The sequence below is a fragment of the Amycolatopsis sp. NPDC051372 genome (assembly GCF_040682095.1).
Classification (GTDB): Bacteria; Actinomycetota; Actinomycetes; order Mycobacteriales; family Pseudonocardiaceae; genus Amycolatopsis.
This window is the reverse complement of sequence record NZ_JBFBAF010000013.1, coordinates 66,451-89,896: the sequence shown is the minus strand read 5'-3', so window position 1 is coordinate 89,896 and position 23,446 is coordinate 66,451. Positions and strand designations below refer to the sequence as shown.

Annotated in this window: 23 protein-coding genes and 1 riboswitch; of the genes, 12 read left to right on the top strand and 11 right to left on the bottom strand. The window is 72.0% G+C overall.

What is annotated here, in order from left to right:
• Positions 1 to 2 precede the first annotated feature (2 nt).
• The 6 genes from AB0M56_RS20880 to AB0M56_RS20855 form a co-directional block, all read right to left on the bottom strand.
• The gene (locus tag AB0M56_RS20880) at positions 3 to 953 is read right to left on the bottom strand and encodes a redoxin family protein (protein WP_364178564.1); all 951 of its coding nucleotides are present in this window, start codon (positions 951 to 953) and stop codon (positions 3 to 5) included.
• Positions 954 to 2,159 (bottom strand): epoxide hydrolase family protein, encoded by a 1,206-nt coding sequence (locus AB0M56_RS20875; protein ID WP_364178561.1) that lies wholly within the window; start codon positions 2,157 to 2,159, stop codon positions 954 to 956.
• Between the two features lie 138 nt (positions 2,160 to 2,297).
• Positions 2,298 to 3,323, bottom strand: coding sequence for an Rv2231c family pyridoxal phosphate-dependent protein CobC (cobC, locus tag AB0M56_RS20870; protein WP_364178558.1), 1,026 nt, complete (start codon positions 3,321 to 3,323; stop codon positions 2,298 to 2,300).
• Positions 3,316 to 4,656 carry a cobyrinate a,c-diamide synthase gene (locus tag AB0M56_RS20865; RefSeq protein ID WP_364178556.1) on the bottom strand — a complete coding sequence of 447 codons (1,341 nt, stop codon included), beginning with the start codon at positions 4,654 to 4,656 and terminating at the stop codon, positions 3,316 to 3,318. The genes cobC and AB0M56_RS20865 overlap by 8 nt, the downstream gene beginning before the upstream one ends.
• Before the next feature lie 5 nt (positions 4,657 to 4,661).
• Positions 4,662 to 5,276 carry a cob(I)yrinic acid a,c-diamide adenosyltransferase gene (cobO, locus tag AB0M56_RS20860; RefSeq protein WP_364178554.1) on the bottom strand — a complete coding sequence of 205 codons (615 nt, stop codon included), beginning with the start codon at positions 5,274 to 5,276 and terminating at the stop codon, positions 4,662 to 4,664.
• Positions 5,276 to 7,261, bottom strand: a complete 1,986-nt coding sequence (locus tag AB0M56_RS20855; protein ID WP_364178551.1) for a putative cobaltochelatase — start codon at positions 7,259 to 7,261, stop codon at positions 5,276 to 5,278. Before AB0M56_RS20855 ends, cobO begins: the two co-directional genes overlap by 1 nt.
• A gap of 92 nt (positions 7,262 to 7,353) precedes the next feature.
• Between AB0M56_RS20855 and cbiE the strand changes: the two genes are divergently transcribed.
• From cbiE to AB0M56_RS20825, 6 genes are read left to right on the top strand one after another with little or no spacing between them, the layout of a single operon-like run.
• Complete coding sequence (gene cbiE / locus AB0M56_RS20850) at positions 7,354 to 8,481, top strand: precorrin-6y C5,15-methyltransferase (decarboxylating) subunit CbiE (RefSeq protein ID WP_364178549.1); 1,128 nt, start codon at positions 7,354 to 7,356, stop codon at positions 8,479 to 8,481.
• Positions 8,478 to 9,239: an SAM-dependent methyltransferase gene (locus tag AB0M56_RS20845; RefSeq protein WP_364178546.1), complete on the top strand. Its 762-nt coding sequence runs from the start codon at positions 8,478 to 8,480 to the stop codon at positions 9,237 to 9,239. Before cbiE ends, AB0M56_RS20845 begins: the two co-directional genes overlap by 4 nt.
• A complete protein-coding gene (locus AB0M56_RS20840) occupies positions 9,236 to 10,246 on the top strand; it encodes a Gfo/Idh/MocA family oxidoreductase (RefSeq protein WP_364178543.1) in 1,011 nt (336 codons plus the stop codon). Before AB0M56_RS20845 ends, AB0M56_RS20840 begins: the two co-directional genes overlap by 4 nt.
• The gene (locus tag AB0M56_RS20835) at positions 10,243 to 10,971 is read left to right on the top strand and encodes a cobalt-precorrin-6A reductase (protein WP_364178540.1); all 729 of its coding nucleotides are present in this window, start codon (positions 10,243 to 10,245) and stop codon (positions 10,969 to 10,971) included. The genes AB0M56_RS20840 and AB0M56_RS20835 overlap by 4 nt, the downstream gene beginning before the upstream one ends.
• On the top strand, positions 10,968 to 11,612 hold the full coding sequence (gene bluB / locus AB0M56_RS20830) for a 5,6-dimethylbenzimidazole synthase (protein ID WP_364178537.1): 645 nt from the start codon (positions 10,968 to 10,970) through the stop codon (positions 11,610 to 11,612). Before AB0M56_RS20835 ends, bluB begins: the two co-directional genes overlap by 4 nt.
• 30 nt (positions 11,613 to 11,642) lie before the next feature.
• Positions 11,643 to 14,720, top strand: coding sequence for an arabinosyltransferase domain-containing protein (locus AB0M56_RS20825; protein WP_364178534.1), 3,078 nt, complete (start codon positions 11,643 to 11,645; stop codon positions 14,718 to 14,720).
• A gap of 3 nt (positions 14,721 to 14,723) precedes the next feature.
• On the opposite strand, the gene AB0M56_RS20820 is transcribed toward AB0M56_RS20825, so the two are convergent.
• Positions 14,724 to 15,632 carry an MFS transporter gene (locus AB0M56_RS20820; protein WP_364178531.1) on the bottom strand — a complete coding sequence of 303 codons (909 nt, stop codon included), beginning with the start codon at positions 15,630 to 15,632 and terminating at the stop codon, positions 14,724 to 14,726.
• 41 nt (positions 15,633 to 15,673) lie between these two features.
• The gene (locus AB0M56_RS20815) at positions 15,674 to 15,895 is read right to left on the bottom strand and encodes a hypothetical protein (protein WP_364178528.1); all 222 of its coding nucleotides are present in this window, start codon (positions 15,893 to 15,895) and stop codon (positions 15,674 to 15,676) included.
• A gap of 181 nt (positions 15,896 to 16,076) precedes the next feature.
• Between AB0M56_RS20815 and AB0M56_RS20810 the strand changes: the two genes are divergently transcribed.
• Both AB0M56_RS20810 and AB0M56_RS20805 read left to right on the top strand, forming a co-directional pair.
• Positions 16,077 to 16,706, top strand: a complete 630-nt coding sequence (locus AB0M56_RS20810) for an AraC family transcriptional regulator (protein ID WP_364178525.1) — start codon at positions 16,077 to 16,079, stop codon at positions 16,704 to 16,706.
• 69 nt (positions 16,707 to 16,775) lie between these two features.
• Positions 16,776 to 17,180 (top strand): heme-binding protein, encoded by a 405-nt coding sequence (locus tag AB0M56_RS20805; RefSeq protein WP_364178522.1) that lies wholly within the window; start codon positions 16,776 to 16,778, stop codon positions 17,178 to 17,180.
• A gap of 80 nt (positions 17,181 to 17,260) precedes the next feature.
• Here AB0M56_RS20805 and AB0M56_RS20800 read toward each other — a convergent pair whose 3' ends face one another.
• From AB0M56_RS20800 to AB0M56_RS20790, 3 genes are read right to left on the bottom strand one after another with little or no spacing between them, the layout of a single operon-like run.
• The gene (locus tag AB0M56_RS20800) at positions 17,261 to 18,793 is read right to left on the bottom strand and encodes a precorrin-2 C(20)-methyltransferase (RefSeq protein ID WP_364178519.1); all 1,533 of its coding nucleotides are present in this window, start codon (positions 18,791 to 18,793) and stop codon (positions 17,261 to 17,263) included.
• The gene (locus AB0M56_RS20795) at positions 18,790 to 19,413 is read right to left on the bottom strand and encodes a precorrin-8X methylmutase (protein WP_220243175.1); all 624 of its coding nucleotides are present in this window, start codon (positions 19,411 to 19,413) and stop codon (positions 18,790 to 18,792) included. Before AB0M56_RS20795 ends, AB0M56_RS20800 begins: the two co-directional genes overlap by 4 nt.
• A complete protein-coding gene (locus tag AB0M56_RS20790; protein WP_364178515.1) occupies positions 19,410 to 20,537 on the bottom strand; it encodes a precorrin-3B synthase in 1,128 nt (375 codons plus the stop codon). Before AB0M56_RS20790 ends, AB0M56_RS20795 begins: the two co-directional genes overlap by 4 nt.
• Positions 20,538 to 20,680: 143 nt before the next feature.
• On the opposite strand from AB0M56_RS20790, the gene AB0M56_RS20785 reads away from it, so the two are divergent.
• The 4 genes from AB0M56_RS20785 to AB0M56_RS20770 are packed head-to-tail and all read left to right on the top strand — an operon-like array spanning position 20,681 to position 23,290.
• Positions 20,681 to 21,541: an ABC transporter ATP-binding protein gene (locus AB0M56_RS20785; RefSeq protein WP_364178894.1), complete on the top strand. Its 861-nt coding sequence runs from the start codon at positions 20,681 to 20,683 to the stop codon at positions 21,539 to 21,541.
• Positions 21,541 to 22,422: an ABC transporter permease gene (locus tag AB0M56_RS20780; protein ID WP_364178512.1), complete on the top strand. Its 882-nt coding sequence runs from the start codon at positions 21,541 to 21,543 to the stop codon at positions 22,420 to 22,422. The genes AB0M56_RS20785 and AB0M56_RS20780 overlap by 1 nt, the downstream gene beginning before the upstream one ends.
• Before the next feature lie 6 nt (positions 22,423 to 22,428).
• A complete protein-coding gene (locus AB0M56_RS20775) occupies positions 22,429 to 22,662 on the top strand; it encodes a helix-turn-helix transcriptional regulator (protein WP_364178509.1) in 234 nt (77 codons plus the stop codon).
• Between the two features lie 10 nt (positions 22,663 to 22,672).
• Complete coding sequence (locus AB0M56_RS20770; protein ID WP_364178507.1) at positions 22,673 to 23,290, top strand: hypothetical protein; 618 nt, start codon at positions 22,673 to 22,675, stop codon at positions 23,288 to 23,290.
• A 27-nt stretch (positions 23,291 to 23,317) separates the two neighbouring features.
• Positions 23,318 to 23,445: riboswitch (cobalamin riboswitch) on the top strand.
• Position 23,446: the final 1 nt, after the last annotated feature.

Here is a 23,446-nt window from a genome sequence, read left to right as displayed (position 1 = left end):
CGCTAGCCGAACGTGAACACGTACGCCTTGGCGCCGGGTTCGAGGAAGGTGATCTCCAGCGTCCGCTCGCGGACCTCGCCCTGCTGGCGCACGAGCTGGTAGAGGCGGGCGTCCCGGAGCAAGCCGTTCCCGTCCTCGTCGACGTCCACACCGTGTGCCGGGCCCGGAGCCGCGCCATCGAGGAACACGCGGAAGACAATCGGCTCTCCCGCACCGCGAGACAGCACGAGATGCGCGTCCCGCGCGTGGAACCGGTAGGAGATGCTCCCCCCGGCTCGGTCGAGCACGACGTTCTCGGGCCCGATCGTCCAATCTCCGGCGAGGGCCCAGTTGCCGAGGTGCAGGTGCGGCGGGACCCCGTAGGTGCGGCGTTCGTCGAACCCGACGCGGCCCGGCGACGCGAAGTGCTCACCACGCCCGTAGCCGAGATACGTCTCGGACGTCCGCAGGTGCTCCCAGTCGGCCTCGGCCTCCACGCCGCGCCCGGCGACGGAGACGAGCTCGCGCTCGACACCGAGCAGCCGCTGGATGAGGCGCTCCGACTGTTCGTAGCGTCCTTCACCGAAGTGGTGGTCGCGGATGACGCCGTGGGCGTCTACGAAGTAGAGCGCCGGCCAGTAGTGGTTGCCGAAGGCGCTCCAGATGGCGTAGTCGTTGTCGACCGTGACGGGGTAGTCGATTCCTCGTTCCATCGTCGCCTGCCGCACGCGGTCGATCTTGTGCTCGAAGGAGAACTCCGGCGTGTGGACTCCGACGACGACCAACCCGTCGTCGCGATAGGCCCGCGACCAAGCGCGGACGTAGGGCTCCTGGCGCAGCCAGTTGATGCAGGTCAGCGTCCAGAAGTTGACGACGACGACGCGGCCCTCCAGCTCGGCGGGGCCGAGGGGCCCGGAGTTGAGCCACTCGGCCCCGCCGAGTGCGGGCATCTGCACGCGTGCGGATACCGACATCTAGCGGACCGAACGCAATCCGGCGCGGACCTCGGAGGCGAACAGCTTCGGCTGCTCCCAGGCGGCGAAGTGCCCGCCCTTGTCCAGGCGGTTGTAGTGGACGAGGCGGGGATAGGCCTCCTCCGCCCAGCTCCGCGGCACCTGGTAGAGCTCGTCCGGGAAAACGCTCACCGCCACCGGGACGGAGACGCCCTTCGGGTCGAAGAAGCCGAGCTTGTTCTCCCGGTAGAGGCGTCCCGAGGAAACCCCCGTGTTCGTCAGCCAGTAGTGGGTGATGTTGTCGAGCACGTCGTCTCGGGTCAGGCCCTCGGCCTGCCCGTCGAAGACGCGTGCGATCAGCGCCAGACTGGCCGAGTCGTGGTCGAGCATCCAGGCGGCGAGGCCGACGGGTGAATCGGCGATCCCGTAGAGCGTCTGCGGGTGGGTCCCCATCTCGAGGGCGTAGGCCACGTCGGTCGCGAAGAAGTCCTTCAGCTTTTCGTAGAGGCGGGTTCCCTCGTCGGACAGATCGGGCGGCGCCGAGCCGCCGGACTGCACGGCCTGGGCGACGTCGGGTCGGACGGCGCCGGGGAAGTTGGTGTGGATGCCGATCAGGCCTCCCGGTGCCTGTGCACCCATCAGATCGACGATCTGCCCGCCCCAATCGCCGCCCGAGGCGACGTAGCGTTCGTATCCCAGGCGCTTCATCAGCACCGCCCAGGCGCGCGCGATGTGCTCGGGGCCCCAACCGGTGACGGCCGGCTTGCCCGAGAACCCGTAGCCGGGCATCGACGGGATCACCAGGTGGAACGCGTCCGCTTCGCTCGCGCCGTGGGCAGTGGGATTGGTGAGCGGATCGATGATCTTCAGCTGCTCGATGACCGAGCCGGGCCATCCGTGCGCGACGAGGAGCGGCAACGCGTCTTCGTGTTTCGAGCGAACGTGGATGAAGTGGATGTCGAGGCCGTCGATCTCGGTGATGAAGTGCGGTAGAGCCTTCAGTCTCTCCTCGCACCTGCGCCAGTCGTACTCCGTCGCCCAATAGCGGGCGAGCGCCTGCATCGTCTCCAGCGGCACGCCCTGTGAGATGTCCGAGACGGGTTCCTTTTCCGGCCAGCGAGTGGCCAGAATGCGCGCACGCAGATCATCGAGATCCGCATCGGGCGTCTCGACCGTGAACGGCCGGATCGCTTGATCGTGCGCTGCTCCTTCAGTCGTGACAGACATGCGTCTCCTCGGTGGGCTGGGTGCGGTGGTCGATGGCGCGTTGCCGGACCAGACGCGGAGCTCGGTACTGTGCCACCGGAGCACCGGCGGTTCCTCACCCGAAACGAGTGATACGCACGGTTTCGTCGTGCTCGCCGGCTAGAGCGAGCGGGCCAGCGCGGCGACGAACCCGTCGGTCACCTCGCGGGAACGGACCGCCAGGCGCAGGTGCCGGGGGCCCAAGCCGGGGAACGTATCGCCGCGGCGCACCGCGTACCCCGCGGAGCGCAGGCGAGAACGCAGGCCTTCGTCGGGAGCCTCGATCAGCACGAACGGACCCTGCGGGTCACCCAGGACCGGAATGCCCAGTCCGCTCAGGCGGGAGACGAGGTAGTCACGGTCGGATTCGGCGGTGGCGGCCAGCTTTTCCGCTTCTTCCAGCGCGGTCGGGCGGCAGCAGGCGACCGTGGCGACCGCGGCCGGCGTCGACACGGACCACGGCGGCTGGACGGCCCGCAGCCGAGCCAGCTCTTGAGGCGGGCCGAGGACGTAACCCGCGCGCAAGCCCGCCAGCCCCCACGTCTTGGTCAGGCTGCGCAGCACGACCACACCGTCGAGCGACGAACCCGCCAGGCTCTCCGCTTCGCCGGGGATGGCGTCGAGGAAGGCTTCGTCCACCACGAGCAGGCGGCCGGGCTGTGCCAAGGCACGAAGTACGTGAGCGGGGTGCAGCACCGAGGTCGGGTTCGTCGGGTTGCCGACGAACACCAGATCGGCCGACGCCGGGACGAGTCCGGGATCCAGCACGAAACCGTCCGACGACGGCAGGACCACACGCGACACGTCGTGACCCGCAGCGCGCAGGGCGGCCTCGGGTTCGGTGAACTGCGGGTGCACGACCACCGCGTGCCGCGGCTTCAAAGCCGAAGCCAGCAGGGTGAACGCCTCCGCCGCACCGGCCGTCACCAGCACTTCGTCCACCGGCCGGCCGTGCCGCGCGGCCACAGCTGCCTGTGCCGCCGACGGATCGGGGTACGCGGCGAGACTGTCCACAGCGGACACCAGCTCCCGCCGCAACCACTCGGGCGGGCGCGGCAGCCGGACGTTGACGGCGAGGTCCACCAGCCCCGGCCCGACCTCGCGATCGCCGTGATGGTGCAGGTCGTAGTCCGAGGTGTCAGCCACGCGAAGCCACCTGGGCAAAGGCGCGTACGTGGGTAGCGAACCGTTCCGCGAGCTCCGGGTACCCGGCCCAGTGCACATGCAGGTACGACGCGTGCAGCGAAGCCGAAGCGAACCCGTCCACTGTCCGCTCCCAGCCCCACGCCGGCGACGGACCGGCCCCAGGCGTGAGCTCCGTCCGGTGGAACTCGTGGCCGGTCACACGCTGACCCGCGACCGCGAGCACGTTGTCCGCCAGCGAAACCGCCGTCCGATACCCCAGCTTTCCGCGCTTGGTCATCACCGCCGTCGCGTCGACGACACCGGCCATCGGCAGTCCGTCCAGCTCACGGCACAGGTAAAGCAGCCCCGCGCACTCCGCGCTCACCGGCATGCCGAGCCCGACCGCGTCCGCCACCGCCGTGAGCAACGGCTTGTTCGCCGACAGCTCCGCCGCGTGCACCTCCGGGAACCCGCCGCCGAAGTACAACCCGGCACAGCCCTCGGGCAGCTGCTCGTCCCGCAACGGATCCACGTCGACGACGTCCACGCCGAGCGAAGCCAGCTGCTCGATGTTCTCCGTGTACCGGAACGTGAACGCCGGCCCGGCCGCGGCGGCCACCACCGTCCGCGGTCCCTCGAAGTCACCAGGCGGTGTCCACACGGGACCAGTCAACGGCGGCGCCGCCCGCGCGACCCGGACCACGGCCTCGAGATCCACCCCGCCGGCCACCCACGACGCCAGCTCCGGCAGCACCCGCTGCGAGTCGGCAGCGCGCTCGGCCGCGGGCACCAGGCCGAGGTGGCGGCTCGGCGCGTGCACGTTCTCGTTGCGCCGCAACGCACCCAGCAGCGGCACGCCCGTGGCCTCCAACGCGGACGCGATCTCGTCCTCGTGGCGCTGCGAACCCAGCTTGTTCAGGATCACCCCGGCGAGACGCACGCGCGTGTCGTAATTCGCGAACCCGAGCACGGTCGCCGCGACGCTGCGCGAAGCGGCCGAAGCGTCGACCACCAGCACCACCGGCGCGTCGAGGACCCGGGCGACGTGAGCGGTCGACGCGTAACCCTCCGTGCCGAGGGCGCCGTCGAACAGTCCCATCACGCCTTCGATCACGGCGATGTCCGCGTCGGAGGAACCGTGCCGCAGCAGGGGAACCAGCCGGTCCTCACCCTGCAGGAACGGATCGAGGTTGCGGGCGGGACGGCCCGTGGCGAGCGCGTGGTAGCTCGGGTCGATGAAGTCGGGCCCGACCTTGTGGCCCGACACGCGGTGCCCGGCCGCGCGCAACGCCGCCATCAGCCCTGCGGCGATGGTGGTCTTGCCGTGCCCGGAACCGGGCGCGGCGATGACCACCCGCGCTACCACTCGATCCCCCGCTGCCCCTTCTGGCCCGCGTCCATGGGGTGCTTGACCTTCGTCATCTCGGCCACCAGGTCGGCGGCCTCGACGAGCTCCGGCGGCGCGTAGCGGCCGGTGATCACCACGTGCTGGTGCCCGGGCCGGGAGACCAAAGTGGACACCACGTCGTCGACCTCGAGCCAGCCCCACTTGAGCAGGTAGGAGAACTCGTCGAGCACGTAGAAGTCGTGCGTCTCGGCGGCGAGGCGGCGCTTGATCTCGGCCCAGCCCTCGCGCGCGTTGGCGGCGTGGTCGGAGTCGGTGCCGGACTTGCGCGTCCAGCTCCAGCCCTCGCCCATCTTGTGCCACTCGACGGGCCCGCCCTCACCCGTGTCGTCGTGCAGCTTCCCGAGCGCACGGAACGCGGCTTCCTCCCCGACGCGCCACTTCGCCGACTTCACGAACTGGAACACCCCGATCGACCAGCCCTGGTTCCACGCGCGCAGCGCCATGCCGAACGCGGCGGTCGACTTGCCCTTCATCTCGCCGGTGTGCACGGCGAGCAGCGGGCGGTTGCGCCGCTGGCGCGTGGTGAGCCCGTCCTGCGGGACGACGGCCGGTTTCCCTTGCGGCATCAGGCAGCCCTCCCGGTGTGTTCGCGGACGGCCGAGGCCAGCGTCTCGGCCGCGACCTCGGCGAGCGGCACGTGCTCGGCGCCGAGGTGCCCGGCCAGCTCCGCCGCCAGCCCGAGGCGCATACGGCCGCTCTCGCAGTCCATCACGATGGTGGTGACGCCGGCCAGCAACCCCGCCGCGGCCTGCGAGCGTGCGACGGCGTCGGCTCCGCTCGTGGCCCGCCCGTCCGTGACAAGAACCACCAGCGGACGCCGGCGTGGATCGCGGATCGCCTCCACGCGCAGCACGCGCGCCGCTTCCAGCAGCCCTTCCGCGAGCGGCGTGCGGCCGCCCGTCGGCAGTCCTTCCAGCCGCGCGGCCGCGGCCTCGACGCTGATCGTCGGCGGCAGCGCGAGCTCGGCCGAGTCACCACGGAAGGTGACGAGCCCGACCTTGTCACGCCGTTGGTAGGCGTCCAACAGCAGCGACAGCACCGCCGTCTTCACCTCCCGCATCCGCGTGCGCGCGCCCATGGAGCCCGACGCGTCCACACAGAACAACACGAGGTTGCCTTCGCGCCCTTCGCGCAGCGCGAACCGCAGATCCTGCGAACGCACCAGCAGTCCGGGACCGCTTCGGCCACGGGACCGTTGGTGCGGCGCGGCGGCACGCATCGTGGCGACGAGGTGCGGCCGGCCGTCGCGGACGCTCGGTGGCTGGACCCCGATCGTGCGGCCGGTGTCGGTGATGGCCCGCGACCGGCGGCCGCGCTCGCCTTCGCCGGTTCCCTTCACGCGGAACACGCGCGCCCGGAACGTCTCGCCGGAACCGACCGTGTTCTGTGGTCCGGAACCCGTCCCGTCGCCCGGTTGCTGCTGCGGTTGCTGCTGGGGAGGCGCCGGCTGGTCCCCCGGCGGCTGCTCACCTTCGGCGCGCGGGGACCCGGAACCCGAGCCGGGCCCGTCGTCCTCCGGGCCGGAACCGGGATCTTCGGACGGTTGCGCGTCCTGCAACGCCTGTTCCAGCTGCTCCTCGGAAATCCCCGGCGCGTCGAACGGGTTGCGGCGGCGCCGGTGCGGCAACGCGAGCCGCGCGGCCACGCGCACGTCCTCGGTGGTCACCTCGTTGCGCCCGGCCCACGCCGCGTGCGCGACGGCCGTGCGCGCCGTGACGATGTCGGCCCGCATCCCGTCCACCTCGAACGACGCGCACACCTCGGCGATCTGCCGCAGCGCGTCGTCGGGCAGCTTCACCGCGGGCAGAAGCCGTTGTGCCGCCTCGATGTCCGCGGCCAGGGCCGAGTCTTCGGCGGCGTACGCGGCCGCGAACCCGTCGGGATCCGCCTCGTACGCGAGGCGCCGGCGGACCACCTCCACGCGCTGCTCGGGCTCCCGGCTCGACGCGACCTCGACGGTCAGCCCGAACCGGTCCAGCAGCTGCGGCCGCAGCTCGCCTTCCTCGGGGTTCATCGTGCCGATCAGCACGAACCGCGCCGCGTGCGACACGGACACGCCCTCGCGCTCCACGGTCGCGCGGCCCATCGCGGCGGCGTCGAGCAGGGTGTCGACGAGGTGGTCGTGCAGCAGGTTGACCTCGTCCACGTAGAGCAGGCCCCGGTTCGCCGCGGCCAGCAGACCCGGCTGGTAGTCCGTGACGCCCTCCGACAGCGCCTTCTCCAGGTTCAGCGACCCGACGACCCGGTCTTCCGCCGCGCCGACGGGCAGCTCCACCAGCCGCGCCGGCCGCCGGTGCGCGGGCGCGCCCGCCGGGTGCGGACCGTCCGGGCAGACGGGGTCGGGCGCGGCGGGATCGCACGAGAACCGGCAGCCGTCCACCACGTCGAGCTGGGGCAGCAGACCGGCGAGCGCACGCACCATCGTCGACTTCGCCGTGCCCTTCTCGCCCCGCACCAGCACGCCGCCCACGGCGGGTGAGATCGAGGACAGGATCAGCGCCAGGCGCAGGTCCGGCATCCCGACGACGGCGGTGAACGGGTACGGCTTCAAGAGCTCTCCTCGTGGTCGGCGTCCAGCCGATCATCGCACAGGAAACGCGTCGTCTAGCGTGGGTGAACGTGCGCGAAAAATCACCTCTCACAGTGGTCGGGATCGGGGCCGACGGCTGGGCGGGGCTGGGCGGAAAAGCGCGAAAAGCCGTGCTCGAAGCCGACGTCGTGCTGGGCGCGCCGCGGCAGCTCGCGATGCTGCCCGAAGGCGTCCGCACGCAGCCGTGGCCGAGCCCGCTGCTGCCCGGGCTCGACGACGTCCTCGCCGAGCACGCCGGACGCCGGATCTGTGTGCTGGCCAGCGGCGATCCTCTGCTCTCAGGCATCGGCACGACCCTGCGCGACCGCGGCCACGAGATCGACGTCCTGCCCGCGCTCTCGTCGGTGACGCTGGCCCGCGCGCGGCTCGGCTGGTCGTTCGAGGAGACCGAGGTGGTCACCGTGGTCGGGCGCGTCGTGGACCGCGTGGCCCGCGTGCTCGCGCCGCGCCGGAAGGTGCTGGTGCTGGGCGCGAACGCGGCCGACCTGCGGGAACTGCTCCGGACCCGCGGCTACGGCGAATCCACCCTGACCAGCCTCGAAAACCTCGGCGCCGAAGACGAGCACGTCGCCGACGGCTGGACGCACGAACCCGGCCCCCTCACCGTGTTCGCCCTGGTCTGCGCCGGCCCCGCGCTCCCGCTCACCGGCCTGCCCGACAGCGCGTTCGAGCACGACGGCCAGCTCACCAAACGCGACGTCCGCGCGTCCGCCCTCGCCCACCTCGCGCCCGTCCCCGGCGAGCTGCTCTGGGACGTCGGCGCGGGCGCGGGCAGCATCGGCATCGAATGGTCCCGCGCGCACCCGCTCAACCGCGCGATCGCCGTCGAACGCGACCCCGCACGCGCCAAGCGTATCACCCGCAACGCCGCCACGCTCGGCGTCCCCGAGCTGCGAGTGGTCACCGGCCCGGCCCCCGACGCGCTGGCGACCCTCCCCGGGCCCGACGCCGTCTTCATCGGCGGCGGCCTCACCGTGCCCGGCCTGCTCGACGCGTGCCTCGCCACCGGTGCCCGCGTGGTCGCCCACGGTGTCACGCTGGAAGCAGAACAGATCCTGGCGAACGCCTACGCGAGCCGGGGTGGTGAGCTGACGAGGGTCACCGTCGACCACGCGCAGCCGCTCGGCGGGTTCACGGGGTGGACCCCGTCGCGCACCGTGACGTCCTGGAGTTCGAGATGACCGTTCACTTCATAGGCGCCGGCCCCGGCGCGGCCGACCTCATCACCGTCCGTGGCCGCGACCTGCTCGCGCGCTGCGGTGTGTGCCTGTACCCGGGCAGCATGACGCCGACCGATCTGCTCGCGTACTGCGCGCCCGAGACCGAGCGCGTCGACACGGCGAACCTGAGCCTCGACGAGATCGTCGAACGCCTGATCACGGCCCACCGCGCGGGCCACGACATCGCGCGGCTGGTGTCCGGCGACCCGTCGCTCTACAGCGCGGTGGCGGAAACCGTGCGCCGCCTCGACGCCGCCGGAGTGCCCTACGCCATCGTCCCCGGTGTGCCCGCGTTCGCCGCGTCGGCCGCCGTGCTGGGCCGTGAGCTGACCGTGCCCGGTATCGGGCAGAGCCTCGTGATCACGCGGGCGCAAGCGCGGTCGACGGCGTTGCCCGAGGGCGAGACGCTGGCGAACTTCGCCCGCAGCGGCACCACACTCGCGTTGCACCTGGCCATCAACCACATCGAGCGCGTCACCGAGGAGCTCGTGCCGTTCTACGGCGCCGACTGCCCCGCGGCCGTCGTGGCGCTGGCGAGCCAGCCGGGCGAGACCGTCGTGCGCGGCACGCTCACCGACATCGCCGCGCAGGCGCGCGAAGTCGGAATGACGCGCGCGGCCACCATCTTCGTCGGCCAGGTGCTCGCAGCCGGAGGATTCCCCGACAGCTTCCTGTATTCGAGCACCCGAGACCGCGCGAGCCAACCGGAGTCACTGTGACAGACCTACGCTGGGGCCTGCTGGCCGCCGGATCGATCGCCGCCGACTTCGCGACCGGCGTCGAGCTCAGCAAACACGGCACGCTGGAAGCCGTCGCCGCCCGCTCGGCCGACCGGGCGCGCGAGTTCGCCACCCGCTTCGACATCCCGAAGGCCTACGGCTCCTACGTCGACCTGCTCGCCGACCCGGACATCGACGCCGTCTACATCGCCACGCCGCACCCGATGCACGCGGAGTGGGCGATCCGCGCCGCCGAAGCCGGCAAGCACGTGCTGTGCGAGAAACCGCTCACGGTCACGGCGGCCGAGGCCGAGAAGGTGATCGACGCGGCGCGCCGCCACGACGTCTTCCTCATGGAGGCGTTCATGTACCGCCTGCACCCGCAGACGCGCCGGCTCGTCGAGCTGATCTCGTGCGGCGCGATCGGTGAGGTCCGGGCCGTCGACGTCTCGTTCAGCTTCGACACCGGCGCCAACGACGCCCCTCGCCTGGCCGACCCGGCGCTCGGCGGCGGCGGGATCCTCGACGTGGGCTGCTACTGCACGTCGCTCGCGCGGCTCGTTTCGCAGGCGGCGACCGGCATCGACGTCGTGGAGCCCACCACCGTCACCGGGATGGCGCGGCTGACCGACCGCGGCGTCGACGAATTCGCGATGGGCCTGCTGCGGTTGCCGGGCGACATCATCGCGCAGCTGTCCTGCGGCTACCGGCTCACGCAGGACGACCACATCCGGATCTACGGCACCACCGGGCAGATCCACGTGCCGAAACCGGCCTGGCTGCCGCAAATGCGCCGGGCGACGTCGTCGCAGATCGTGCTGACGCCGGGGGGCGGCGAGCCCGAGGTGATCGAGATCGAGGCGACGCAGAGTGTGTTCGCGCGCGAGGCCGACCACGTCGCCGCCCACGTGGACAACCGGCAGGCACCCGAGCTGACTTGGGCCGAGACGCTCGCGAACATGCGCACGCTCGACCGCTGGCGCGCGGCCGTGGGCTACGGCGGATGACCGTGCTGATCCTCGGCGGCACGGCCGAGGCGCGGGCGCTCGCGGCCGAACTGCACTCGCGCGGAGTCGCCGTGGTGTCGTCGCTCGCCGGGCGGGTCGCCCGGCCACGGCTGCCCGCCGGCGAGGTGCGAGTCGGGAGTTTCGGTGGTGTCGAAGGGCTGTCCGCGTGGCTTCGTGAGCACGACGTGGCGGCGGTTGTCGACGCGACCCATCCGTTCGCGGAACGCATCGGTACCAACGCTTTCGCCGCCACGTCGGCCATCGGCGTGCCGCTGCTGCGGCTCGCCCGGCCCGGTTGGCAACCCGCCGAAGGCGACCGCTGGCACTGGGCCGACGACCTCGGCGCCGCCGCCGAACTGCTGCCCGGCCTCGGCTCCCGCGTCTTCCTGACCAGCGGACGACAGGGGCTCGCCGCGTTCGCCGAGCTCGACGCGTTGTGGTTCCTCATCCGCTGCGTCGACCCGCCCGAGCCGCCGTTGCCGAGGCAGCACGAGGTCCTGCTGAATCGCGGACCGTACGAAGTGGACGGAGAGCGCGCGCTGCTGGCCGAGCACCGCATCGACGTTCTCGTCACCAAGGACAGCGGCGGCCCGATGACCGCTGCGAAGCTCACCGCCGCCCGCGAGCTGGACCTGCCGGTGGTCGTCGTGCGCCGCCCGCCGCGCCCGGCCACCGCCGAGGTCGCGGGGGTCGCCGAAGCCGTGGAATGGGTGCTGCGCCGATGATCGACGAGTTCTACGAAGTACTTCGCCGCCGCCGCGACGTCCGCGGCGAGTTCACCGGCGAGCCGATCGACGACGCCGTGCTCATCCGCGTGCTCGAAGCCGCGCACGCCGCGCCGAGCGTCGGTCTGAGCCAGCCGTGGGACTTCGTGCTCGTGCGCGATTCCGCCACGCGCGAGTCCTTCGCCCAGCACGTGCACGACGAGCGCGACGTGTTCGCGGCCGAGCTGGCCGGCGAACGCGCCGACACGTTCTCCCGCATCAAGATCGAGGGCATCCGCGAGTCGACCCTCGGCATCGTCGTCACCTACGACGCCGAACGCGGCGCGCCCGCCGTGCTGGGCCGGCACGCGATCGCCGACGCCGGGCTGTACTCGGTCTGCCTCGCCATCCAGAACCTGTGGCTGGCCGCGACCGCCGAGGGCCTCGGTGTCGGCTGGGTGAGCTTCTACCGCGAGCCGTTCCTCGCGTCGTTGCTCGGCATCCCGACCGGAATCCGGCCCGTGGCCTGGCTCTGCGTCGGCCCCGTGACCGCGCTGGCCGAGGTCCCGGACCTCGAACGCCACGGCTGGCGCACCCGCGCGCCGTTGGCCAACGCCGTGCACCACGAGCGATTCACGCTCCGCAGTGAGGGGCCTTCGTAGCCCCTGCGGCGCACCGGATAACTTCTCCCGATGCGTCCGATTGCCGTAGCGCTGGGGTTGCTTTCGGCGCTGTGCGCCCTGGCCTATCCGTTCCTGCCCGTCGTGCAGGACACCGCGTTGGTCGGCTGGCCGACCGGCTCCGACACCCGGTCCGTCAACGCGCCCTTGACCGGGTACTGGGCCCAGGACCTCGAGGCCGAGATTCCGTGCGCCACGGTCAAGTCGCTCGACGCGCGCACGAACGGTCCCGCGCTGCTGTTCGCGACGGTGCCGGACGGGCGCACCGACCCGCGCGCCGGCAACGGCGTCGGATTGCAGCTGCGCGTGGACAACGGCGTGCTGCTCGCGTCCAGCCAGGGCCAGCAGATCACGCAGCAGCCACTGCCGCCGGCCGGCTGCACAGTGACGCTGAAGTCGGACGCCACGCAGATGACGCTCGCCGTCGCGGGCACGACGGTGTTCCACACGACCGGCGACGTCCGCCCGCGCGTGGTCGGCATCTACTCCTCGATCAGCTCCGCGAAGGACCCGATCGCGGGCCTGCGCGTGACGGTCGTGCCGGACACCCGCTACCAGACTTCGCCGACGGCGTTGAAGATCGGCGTCGGCATCCTCGGCGTGCTCGCGTTCGTCGCCTGCCTGATCGCCGTGTGGCGTATGGACTCCGGGTTCGCCCGGCGCGCGCCGCGTTGGGCTCCCGTGGGCTGGTGGCGCCTGACCGGCCGCGACGCGACGGTGATCCTCGCGCTCGGCGCGTGGGTGTTCATCGGACCGGTGACCTCGGACGACGGCTACATCCTCACGATGGCCAGAGTCACGGAGTCCACGGGCTTCCTGACCAACTACCACCGCTGGTTCGGCGTCGCGGAGGCGCCGTTCGGCTGGTTCTACCACCTCTACGAGCTGATGACGCACGTCAGCACGGTGCCGCCGTGGATCCGGCTGCCCTCGTACCTGGTGGGCGTGATCAGCTGGCTGCTCATCAGTCGCGAGGTGATGCCCCGGCTGGGCACGCAGGTGCGCGGCAGCCGCGCGGCCGGCTGGGCCGCGGCGGCCGTGTTCCTCGTCTGGTGGATGCCCTACAACAACGGCGTGCGGCCGGAACCCGTGGCCGCGCTGGGTTCGCTGCTCGCGATCTGCGCCGTGGAACGCGCGTTGGTGACGCGCCGCCTGCTGCCGCTGTGCCTCGGCCTCACCGCGGCCGCGTTCACGCTCGCCGCGACGCCGACGGGGCTGATCGCGGTGGCGCCGTTCCTGGTCGCCGCGCGGCCGTTGTTCAAGCTCGTGCGCCAGCGCGCGGCCGGTGGCTGGCTCCCGATCCTCGCGCCGATCGCCGCGTCCGGGCTGCTCGTGCTCGTGGTGGTGTTCGCGGACCAGACGTTCGCGACCGTGCAGGAAGCCACGCGCATCCGCACGCAGGTGGGGCCGAACCTGTCGTGGTTCCAGGAGCTCGCGCGCTACCAGCTGCTGTTCGAGAACCTGCCCGACGGGTCCGCGCCACGACGGTTCCCGGTGCTGCTGGTGGTCCTGTGCACGGTGACGTGCCTGGTCGTGCTGCTGCGGCGCGGCCGGATCCCGGGCGCGGCACTCGGGCCGAGCCGGCGGCTGATCGGCACCACCGCGTTGTTCTTCCTGCTGCTGGCCCTCACGCCGACGAAGTGGACGCACCACTTCGGCGCGTTCGCGGCCGTCGGGGCGTCGATGGCGGCGTTGACCGCGTTGGCGACGAGTTCCACCGTGCTGCGCTCGAACCGCAACCGGGCCACGTTCCTGGCGGGGCTGCTCGTGGTCGGCGCGCTCGCCGCGACGGGACCCAACACGTACTGGTTCGTTTCGCGCCTGGGCGTGCCGTGGACCGGGCTGGCGCCGTCGGTCGCCGGGATCCCGCTGTCGACGATCCTGCTGGTGGCCGCGGCGATCGCGGGGATCTACGCGTTCGTGGAGAACATCCGCGCCCACCGCCCGGTCGCGCCCGCGCCGCAGGAAAAACGCGGCCGGTCGCTGCGGCTGGGTTCGCTGTCGCTCGTGGTGGTCTGCGGCTTGGTCGCGGCCGGCGAGTTCTACACGATGGCGGCGGCGATCTACATCCAGCGGGGCAGCTACAGCCTGGGCGCCGCCGACTTCGGGCACCTGTTCGGCAAGAGCTGCAACCTGTCCGACCACGTGATGGTGGAGACCGACGCGGCGAAAAGTGTCCTGCACCCGCAGCCCGAGCAGCGGACCGTGCCGGCGAAACAGGAGGAGTCGCCGCTGCCGAACCCGGATCAGGGCAACGGCCAGGTGCAGACCGGCTTCCACCCGCGTCCCACCGAAGAGGACGACCCGCTTTCCGAGCCCCCGCACGGCTTCACGCCCGACACCGTGCCGATGTGGAGCAGCTACTTCGAGCAGAACCGCGCGGGCCGGCTGCGCAGCGAGTGGTACGCGCTGGCCGACAAACCCGCCGACGGCCAGATCGTGATCGCGACGGCGGGCCAGCCGCGGCGTCCCGCGTCGGTCAGCCTCGACTACGGCGTGGTGACGGCCGACGGCGTCAAGGTGCTGCGCAGCCAGTTCGCCCTTCCGCCGGGCGCCGGCACCGGCGGCTGGAACGACACCCGCATCAACCTGCGCGACCTGCCGCCGCAGACCACGTCGGTGCGCGTGGACATCGTCGACAACGACCTCACCGAGGACGGCTGGATCGCCGCGTCCGCCCCGCGCGTGCCGACCTTCACGACGCTGACGGACAAACTCGTGGGCAAGTCCGTGTACATCGACTGGCCCGCGTCGTTCGTCTACCCGTGCGCGAATCCCGTGACCTCCCACGACGGCATCTCGCAGGTCCCCGACTACCGCATCACGGCCGGCGCCCTGGCCGACGAGGCGCAATGGGCCTCGGCCACCAACGGCGGGCCGATCGGCTGGCTCGAGGAGGTGGCGAAGGAACCCGAGGTGCCCAGCTACCTGATCGGCCAGCCGAGCCAGTCGTGGGGCCAGCTGCTGCAGGTGGAACCGTTCAGCGAAGGCATCGCGCCCACGGTGCAGCACGGCCGGAAAACGGTGTGGGGCTGGTGGTCTCCGGGGCCGGGGCCGGCACAGCCGAACGGGAAGGACCCGACGCGCTGACCCTCACGCCTTGACCGTCTCCTGTGGACGGTCCTCGTGGTGCGGTTCGGTCAGCCCGCGGGCCGCGACCGCGGCGAGCACCGGCAGCACGGTCAGCGACAGCAGCGCCGACTGCAGGCCCGCCGCGTTCGCGAGCCCGCCGACCGCGGGCGCGGCCAGGCCGCCGACGCTCACCGCCAGGCCGAGGGTGACGCCGCTGGCCGTGCCGTGGCGGTGGGGCAGGTAGTCCTGGCCGAGGGTTACGTGCAGGGAGAACGGGACGTAGGTGGCCACGGCGGTCAGCGCCACCAGCGCGTACACCGCGGGTCCGGGCACGAGCGCGACGCCGGCGACGGCGGGAATCGCGACCAGGTACGCCACGCGCAGGGTGCGGATGCGGCCCCAGCGTTCGGCCAGCACTCCGCCGAGCAGGGTGCTCGCCGCGCCGGCGCCGAACAGCACGACCAGCGCGGCCCCACCCGCCGTCGGACCACCGCCGACCCGTTGCGCGACCCAGATCGCGAGGAACGTGCTCAGGCCGAACGGCACCATCGAGCGAGCGACGACCACGATCGTCAGCCGGGCGAACTGGCGCCAGTCGTCGCGCCCGGCCGCGGCGGCGTGGCTCGCGGCGGCGAGGGGACCCTGCAGCTTCCGCAGCACGGCGACGGTGAGCAGGCCCGCGGCGAGCGCCGGGACCGCCAGCAGCGGGGTCGCGCCGAGCCCGCCGAGGTGGAGCACGGGCGTGACGAGGATCGGGCCGAGCGCGAAACCGACGTTGCCGCCCAAGGAGAACCAGCTCATGCCGACGTGCCCGCGCCGCGCGACCCGGCGGGCCAGCCGCGCCGATTCGGGGTGGTACGCGGCGACGCCGAGCCCGGACAACGCGATGGCCAGCCACGTGAGCGCACACGAGTTCCCGAGACCGGACAACCCGTGCCGGCACCGGCGACCGTCATGCCGGCCGGGACGAGCTACGGCAGCGCCCGCCGGTCGGTCAGCACACCGAACAGCGGCTGCACGACCGACGACAGCAGCGTCGCGGCCAGCGTGATGCGGGAAGCGGCGAGGTAACCGTAGGAGCGCTCGGCCACGAGGAACGGGACGAGGGCCGGCACGGCGCCCTGGTAGCGGTCGTCGACCGCGTGGCCGACGACGAGCATCACCATCGGCCACCGGGAGTTCGTTGAAGTCATTCGGGGATCGTCGCGCCGGCCGAGGTGGTCCCGATTCCGTTATTCTGCCGACCTATATCGATTTCTCGCCATTTGCCCGCGGCGCCCACCTTCGAGCCGCGAGCTCCAGACCACTGAGGCGGTCGCGGCGCACTGGCACGACGAGAACCAGGTCGTCTACGCGAGCCGCGGCGTGCTCGCGGTGCACACGGCAACCTCGCGGTGGATCACGCCGGCCCACCGCGCGCTGTGGGTCCCGGCGGGCACCGTGCACGCCCGCCGCGCATACGGCGTCACGCGGATCCACCTGGTCGGCCTCGCCCGCGCGCTCAACCCGCTGGGCCTGGTCGAGCCGACTGCACTGGAGGTCTCCCCGTTGCTGCGAGAACTCCTCGTCGCCTACACCACGCTCGCCGACGATCGCGACAGCCCGGTCGGGCGGCGGATGCGCGCGGTGCTGCTCGACCAGCTCGCCGCCGCCGAGGAGCGGCCGGTACGCGTGCCGGAAGCCCGGGATCCACGCCTGGCCGCGGTCTGCCGGCTGCTGGAGGCCGACCCGTCGGACTCGCGCGGGCTCGACGCGCTGGGCCGCCAGGCGGGGGCGAGCGGCCGCACGTTGACGCGGCTGTTCCGGCAGGACACCGGCATGACGTTCCCGCAGTGGCGCACCCTGCTGCGGCTCTACCACGCGCTGCGGCTGCTCGCCGAGGACACGCCCGTGACGACCGTCGCACGCGAGTGCGGCTTCGCGACGGCGAGCGCGTTCATCGATGTGTTCCGGCGGTCGCTCGGGCACATCCCCGGGTTCTACCTCCGCGGCGGCGACGGCTGAGCCGCTTTGACGCTACCGACGACCGTGGCTAGGTTCGTTGTCGTGGCTGATAAACCTCGACTTCCCGGATTGACGTTGGCCGACGCCGATGAGCTGGTGCGGACGGCGCTGGCCGTCGGCGCTGAGCGGGGTTTCCCGCCGCTGGCAGTGGCCGTGATCGACGTGGCCGGTGAGGTGATCGTGCTGCGCCGTTCCGACGGTGGCATGCCGATCACCAGCCGCGTCGCCGTGGCCAAGGCGCGCACCGCCCTGCGGATGCTGCAGCCCTCCGGTGAGATCTCCCTGCCCGGCGAGATCGTCGAAAGCATCCAGCACCTGTACTCCGGCGACTTCGTGCCGCGAGCCGGCGGCGTGCTGGTGACCGAGGGCGACGTGATCGTCGGTGCCGCGGGCGCGTCCGGTGCGCACGGTTCCGAGGACGAGGAAGCCGTGCGCACCGCCGTCGCGCGGTGGCAGGAGAAGCGTCAGGCGTAGCTCTGCTGCTGGTTACCGACCCGACCACAGTCACGGCGGGAATGGTTGTCCAACAAGGTAACGTCCTGCTGGGTGCCCGCCTACTTCTGGTCGGATGGGTAACTGCGCGGCGTCCAGACGACCGTCGTGCCGTCCAGGCCCTCCTGCGCCACCGTTTTCGACGAGCCCACAATGAGCAGGCACCGCATGTCCACAGTGGACGGGTCCAGCTCGCTCAGGGTGGTCACCGTGATCCGCTCCTCCGGCCCGCCCACGTCACGCGCCACGACGACCGGAGTGGCCGGTTCACGGTGGCGCAGCAGGACTTCCCGCGTGGTGGCCAGCTGGGTCGTGCGAGTGCGCGAAGCCGGGTTGTACAGCGCCAGCACCAGGTCGGCCGCGCCCGCGGCGTCCAGGCGGCGTTCGATGACGTCCCACGGCTTGAGGCGGTCCGAAAGGGACAGCACGCAGTAGTCGTGACCCAGCGGCGCACCGACACGGGAAGCGGCTGCCTGCGCGGCCGTCACCCCGGGGACGATGCGCACGCGCACGCCGGCACCGCGGCCGGCGGCGACCTGTTCCAACACGGCGGAGGCCATGGCGAACACGCCCGGGTCCCCTGAGGAAACCACCGCAACCCGCGCCCCGGAAGCCGCCAGCTCCAGCGCTTCCACCGCACGGTCGGCCTCGACGCGGTTGCCCGACGCGTGCCGCTCCTGGCCGGCACGCTGGGGCACGCGGGCGACGTACGGGCCGTAGCCCACGATGTGTTCCGCCGCGGCCAGCTCGGCCGACGCTTCGGGCGTCAGCCACTCCGGTCCCGCCGGGCCGAGGCCGACGACCACGACCTCGCCGGTGCCGGAAACCGGCTTCGCCGCCTGAGGAACCACCGCCGGCTCACCGTCCACCCTGGACGCATACGCCGGGCTCGGCAGCAACGCCAGCGAGAAGTACGGCACCGTCGACGGATCGACGTCGGCGAGCGGCTCGATCCGCTGCTCACCCCACGTGGCGCGCTCGACGTACCACACGTCGTCCAGCTTGCCCGCCTCCGCGAACGCCTCGCGGACGGCGCCGAAGGTGCGCCCCAGCTTCAGCACGGCCGCGGCCTGCGTGTCGGCCAGCCGGCGCGCCAGCTCGGGCGCCGGCAACGTGCCCGGCAGGACCGTGAACACCTCGTCGCGCTGCACCAGCGGACGGCTCAGCACCGACGACGCCGCGCTCACCGACGTCACGCCCGGCACGACCTCGGCCTCGAAGCGACCGGCGAGGCGCTCGTGCATGTACATGTAGGAGCCGTAGAAGAACGGGTCGCCCTCGCACAGCACGACCACGTCGCGTCCCGCATCGAGGTGCTCGGCCAGCTTTTTCGCGCTCAGCTCGTAGAAATCGGCGATCGCGCCCTCGTAGCCGCCGGGGTGGTCGGTGGTCTCCGTGGTGACCGGGTAGACCAGTGGCTCCTCCAGCTGCCCCTCGCGCAGGTACGGCGCGGCCACCGAACGCGCGATGCTGCGGCCGTGGCGCGCGCTGTGGTAGGCGATCACGTCGGCCTCGCCGATCAGCCGCGCGGCCTTCACCGTCATCAGTTCCGGGTCGCCGGGGCCGAGCCCGACGCCGTAGAGCCGGCCGGTCATTCGACCACGCTCGCGATCGCGTTGACGGCCGCCACGGCCATCGCGCTGCCACCCCGGCGCCCCTGCACCACCAGGTACGGCGCCGGAGCACGCTTCGCCAGTTCCACTTTGGACTCGGCCGCGCCGACGAAACCCACCGGCACGCCGATGATCGCGGCCGGCGCCCCGACACCTTCCTCGAGCAGCTCCAGCAAGCGGAACAACGCCGTCGGCGCGTTGCCGATCGCCACGACCGAACCCGGCAGCCGGTCGCGCCACAGCTCCAGCGCCGCGGCCGACCGCGTCGTGCCCATCCGCTCGGCCAGCCCCGGCACGCTCGGGTCGTCGAGGGTGCAGACGATGTCGTTGGCCGCGGGCAGCCGCTTGCGGGTGATGCCGCTGGCGATCATCTTCGCGTCGCACAGCACCGGCGCGCCCGCCTCGAGCGCCGCCCGGCCCGCCTCGACGACGTCGAGGGAGTAGCGGAGGTCGTCGACCAGGTCGACCATGCCGCAGGAGTGGATCATCCGCACCGCGACGCCGGCGACGTCGTCCGGCAGAATCGCCAGGTCCGCCTCCTCGCGGATCGTGGCGAACGAGTGCCGGTAGATCTCGGCACCGTCGGCCAGGTAGTCGATCACGGGTTTTCCTTCCTCACCAAGGAGTCCGCCAGGCGGGACGCCGCCAGCAGGCGTCCGCCGACACGGTAGCCGCCGGCTTCGGCGACCACGTCGAGGTGGGGGCCCGACGGCCGCCCGCAGCGCCGTGCACAGCCCGCCACGTGGGCGCGGACCCCGGCCGGGACCAGGCGCGCGGCGTCGGCGCGCACGTCGGCCAGCGACTTCGCGCAGCCAGGGCGGCCGATGCAGGCCGTGATCTCCAGCGCGGCGGGGTCGGTGCCCAGGCCGGCCGCGTGCAGGCGCGCGACGGCGTCCGGCGCGGCGTCCGGCAGCACGATCGACCGCCACGGTGTGACGACGGCGAGGTCGGCGAGATCGGCGAGAATCCACAACTGTGCGGCCGTGAGCTGCCCGAACCGGGGCGCGACACCGACGCCGTGGTCGCCGAGCGGCCCGACGGTCGGGTCCACGCGCACCGGGCGCTCCACGGGCTCAGCCCGCGATCCCCGGGGCAGCAGCACGGTGGGATCAGGCAGCTCCGCGATCCGCCAAGCCGTCCCCCGCTGCGCGGCGAACTCGCGCGCGACAGCCAGCAACGCGGCCACAGCTTCGTCACGCGGCACGGACCAGCCGGTGTCCACGCCCGCGAGCAGCACCGTGCCCGCGTCGGACGTCACCGCGCGCCAGCACACATCGGCGCCTTCACCCGCGACGTCACCCCGGCCGTCGTCGAACGCGAACAGGAACCGCCCCGGCAGCTCGGCCAGCTCCGGCTCGGCGCACAAGGCCACGTCCAGCTCCCCCGCCAGCCCGCGGACGTCAGCGGTCCCGCCGTGCACCCCGCTCAACGGCGAGGCCAGCACGTTGCGTACCCGCTCGTGCGTCGGCGAAGGCAACAACCCGGCAGCCATGAGCCTCGACGCGAGGCCGGGCCGCCGCACCCCACGCAGCTGGACGTTGCCCCGCGAGGTGAGGTGCACGTCGCCGTCACCGAAGTCTTCGGCGCAGGAAGCCAGCACCCGCAATCGCTCCGCGGAGACGACCCCGCCGGGCAGGCGCACGCGGGCGAGCGGTCCGTCCGCCGCGTCGTGCGTGGCGAAGACGCCGGGGCAGGCGTCGGCGCGTACGCGGGCAGGGCTGGACATGCCGCTCACTGTAGCTGGCTGCGGATTGAGCAGGATTGCGATCGTACGTAGTAGGTATGCTACATTTCGTCGCACACAAACGATGGGGGTGGATTCGGTTGAGGAATCCAGAGGAAGTCGTGCTGCGGGTCGAGGGCTTGCGCATGAGATACGGCGCCAACGACGTGCTCCACGGCGTCGACTTCAAGGCCTACCGCGGCGAAGTGCTCTGCCTGCTCGGGCCCAACGGCGCCGGCAAGACGACCACGATCGAGATCCTCGAGGGTTTCCGGATGCGGTCGGCGGGCGACGTCGAGGTGCTCGGCACCGATCCCGCGCGCGGCGGTGAGGACTGGCGGGCACGGCTGGGGGTCGTGCTCCAGTCCTGGCGAGACCACGGGAAATGGCGCGTGCGCGAACTGCTGACGCACCTCGGCGAGTACTACGCGCCCTACTCGACCGACACGATCCGCCGCCCGTGGGACACGCGCGAGCTGATCGACGCCGTCGGGCTCACCCCGCACGCGGACAAGAAGATCCGGCAGCTCTCCGGCGGGCAGCGGCGCCGCCTCGACGTCGCGATCGGCATCGTCGGCCGGCCCGAACTGCTCTTCCTCGACGAACCGACAGCGGGCTTCGACCCCGAGGCGCGGCGCGAGTTCCACGACCTCGTGCACCGCCTGACCGACGACGAGGACACCACGATCCTGCTCACCACCCACGACCTCGACGAGGCCGAGAAGCTGGCCGACCGGATCCTCATTCTCAACGGCGGCCGGATCGTCGCCGACAGTTCCGCCGACGAGCTCAGCCGCCGGATCTCCGGCGAGGCCGAGGTGCGCTGGTCCGTCCACGGGCAGCACTTCGTGCACTCCACCACGGAGGCCACGAAGTACGTATTCGAGCTCTTCAAGCAGCACGGCGAGGCCGTGGCCGACCTGGAAGTCCGCCGCGCGTCCCTGGAGGACACCTACATGACCCTGGTGCACCGCGCCGAGGCCGGACTCGTGGAAGCGGGTGTGTGATGACTGCGATGACCACGCCGATGGCGTTCGCCGCGGCCGCGAAGCGAAGGGCCCTGCGCACCGGGTTGCGCCGCGGGCTGACCGAGTTCCGCCAGCAGTGGACCAACCGCGACGACGTGCTCGGCCAGGTGGTCTGGCTGGTCCTGATCCTGACCACGCTGTTCTTCATGCGCAACGCGCACCTGCCCGGCACGTCGTTCTCGCTGGGCACCGCGACCGTGCCGAGCGTGCTCGGCGCCGGGATCGTGTTCAACGGCCTCTCGGGCGCGGCCGGCCAGCTCGTGATCGACCGCGAGGACGGCACGCTGCTGCGCGCCAAGGCCACGCCCAACGGCATGCTCGGCTACCTCCTCGGCAAGATCGTGTCGCTCTCGCTCATGCAGGTGGCCGGCCTGGTCGTGGTGCTGGTGCCGTGCCTGTTCCTGTTCTCCGGGCTGGCCGCGGACGGCGTGTGGTCGTGGCTCGACCTGATCTGGGTCCTGGTGCTCGGGCTCCTGGCCACGCTGCCGCTGGGCGCCGCGATCGGCTCGCTCATCCGCGACCCGCGGGCGATGGCCCTGGTCATGCTGCCGGTCACGGGCCTGACCGCGATCTCCGGCATCTTCTACCCGATCACGGCCCTGCCGGTCTGGGTGCAGGGCATCGCCCAGGTGTTCCCGATGTACTGGCTCGGCCTCGGCATGCGCTCGGCGCTGCTGCCGGACTCGGCGGTGGTGGTGGAGATCGGGCAGTCGTGGCGGCCCTGGTGGACCCTCGGCGTGCTGGTCGTGTGGGCCGTGATCGGATTGGCGCTGGCCCCGGTGCTGCTGCGGCGCATGGCGCGGCGGGAATCCGGGTCGTCGGTGGCCGAACGACGGGAGAGGGCACTGCAGCGTGTGTGATCCGCGGTGAGCGAGAACGTCTACAACCGCATCGCGGTGCTGCGCGCCGAACGCGGGATCTCGCGCCGGCAGCTGGCCGACGCGCTCGGCGTGCACTACCAGACGATCGGGTACCTGGAACGCGGCGAGTACAGCCCGAGCCTCCACCTGGCCCTGCGCATCGCGGAGTTCTTCGAGGTGGCCGTGGAGGTGCTCTTCTCCACCGAGCCGTTCCCGCGGATCGGCGACCGGTCGGCGTAGAACGGATGGGGTGACCGCCCACCTGCACGCCGCCGAGGACTTCATCGACCGCCTCTCGCCGGAGGCCAACCGTTACAAGGCCTCCGGCGAGCCCGACGTCGTGAGCTGGACTCGGCCGCGGCGCAACCACACGCAGTGCGCCTCGTTCCAGACCCAGCTGCTCAAGCACGTCTACGACTGGGCCGACGACGAGTTCTTCACCACCCACTTCCGCTCGGTGAGCCCGCCTTCGCGCACGTACCGGTGGGTCTTCGAACAGCAGCAGGTGCCGCACTTCGCACGCGTGGACGCCGTCGCCGATCTGCGCCCCGGCGATCTCGTGGTGATCGACTACGGGCACCGCCGGCCGACGAACACGGGGCACATCGCGCTGGTGCGGGGCACGCCCGTCGTGGACGAGGACAAGTCGTACGTCGTGCCCGTGGCCGATTGCACCGCCGACCCGCACGGCACGTCACCGGACTTCCCCGACAGCCGCTCCCCCACAGGTCAGGGCGCCGGTTACGGGCACCTGGTCTTGCACGCGTCGCCGGATACGGGCGGCTTCGCGGGTTACGCGTGGAGCGTCACGGCCCAGCGGTCCCACCGCGTGGCCGAGCGGCCGATCGTGGCCGTGCGCGTGGTCTGAGACGTCACCTTGACGCGGGCTCGCACGCCCGTGAGAGTGAGTGGCGAACCACGCGTCGGCAGGTGGAGGAACCCGGTGAGAGTCCGGGACGGTCCCGCCACTGTGACCCGGAGTGATCCGGGGAGCCAGGAACTCCCGCCGGCGCGACCTACGACC